The 1,326-nt window shown below is 62.8% G+C and carries 1 protein-coding gene and 1 pseudogene; one reads left to right on the top strand and one right to left on the bottom strand.

All coding sequences use genetic code 11. The features are described 5' to 3' along the window. The coding region (trmA, locus tag G5358_RS21140; RefSeq protein ID WP_421324887.1) for a tRNA (uridine(54)-C5)-methyltransferase TrmA at positions 1–881 on the bottom strand (881 nt) is incomplete at its 3' end. Positions 882–1,050: 169 nt separating this feature from the next. Between trmA and G5358_RS21135 the strand changes: the two are divergent. Continuing rightward, positions 1,051–1,326 (top strand): annotated as a pseudogene (locus G5358_RS21135) (hypothetical protein); the annotation flags it as partial.

Below are 1,326 nucleotides of genomic sequence, written 5' to 3'. Positions count from 1 at the left end.
CCCTTGAGACGGTTGAACTCCCGCTCACCGCGCATCGCCATGGTGAACTCCTCCGCAGACATGCGCAGGATGATCAGGTTGTCGACACCGTTGGCGGCGATGTTGAACTGGGCGGAGTCCACGCTCGGCTTGGCGATCTCGGTGGCCAGCACCTTGCGAAAGTTCTGCGCCAGAGCGATGGAGAAGTTGCCGTTGCCGCAGTAGAGCTCCAGCAGGTCCCCCTCGCTCCCCTTGGTCACGTCCAGGGCCCAGCCCAGCATCTGTTCGTTGATGGCGGCGTTGGGCTGGGTGAAGCTGTTTTCCACCTGCTTGTAGACCAGCTCGCGCCCCTGCACGGTCAGGCGTTCGATGACGAAGTCATCCCCCAGGCAGATCTTCTGCTTGTGGGCGCGGCCAATCAGTTGCAGCTCGAACCCCTTGGCCCGCAGGTCGGCCTGCAGCGCCTCGGCGGCCTGCTGCCACTCGTTCTCCAGCTTGCGGTGGTAGAGCAGGCTGACGCAGATCTGGCCGGACTGGGTGGAGAGGTAGTCTATCTGGAACAGCTTCTTGCGCAGCACGGGGTGCGGGCGCAGCCCGGCCAGCAGCACCGGCATCAGCCGGTTGATGAGCAGGCTGGCGGTGGGGAAGCTGTCGACCCGGATAATCTCCTTGGTGGCCGGTGCATACATGCAGTGGAAGAGGTCATCCCCCTCGTGCCAGATGCGGAACTCGGCGCGCATCCGGTAGTGCTCGGCGGGGGAGGCGTGCAACTCCAGCGCGGGCGGATTGAAGGGGGCGAACAGCTGGGTGAGGCGATCGCGCTTCTCGTCGAGCTGGGTCTGGTAGTCGGCAGGAGTCCGTCTGCCCTGGGCGTCGGCGGAAGAGGGCTGGGATTGAGTCATGGATACCTCGCATGCACCGGGCTGAGCCGGGGAAAGACCGGGGGAAGGCCGCAGCCAACCAAAGGGTGGGGATTTTAAAAGGCCGTTGCGGATTGTCCAAGTTTTTTGTGGTCAAGAAGTGGCCAGTCGGGCCGATAACCGATCCACCACTATAGGCGGGAGAGTAATGATGCAAATTGATGGCATGGGCACAGCCCAACCCAAGGGAGTGGGCATTGCTCCCAAATCGCCTCAACAGACGGAGTCGAAGACGGCGGACAAGGGGGATGAGGTCTCCCTGAACAAGCCCCCGAAATGGGCCCAGGTGCTGATCCAGCAGGCGCTGCAATTTGCGCTGGAGATCAACGGCCAGGGCTACAAGGCACCCAAGGTGCAGGAACCCCAGGAGATCACCCCGGAGACCCTGTTCGATTTCCAGTCGGTGGCGGACAACGTGCTGCAGTTC

Source organism: Aeromonas sp. 604176 (genome assembly GCF_049170755.1).
Taxonomy (GTDB): domain Bacteria; phylum Pseudomonadota; class Gammaproteobacteria; order Enterobacterales; family Aeromonadaceae; genus Aeromonas; species Aeromonas veronii_A.
This window is presented reverse-complemented; position numbering and strand designations above follow the sequence as displayed.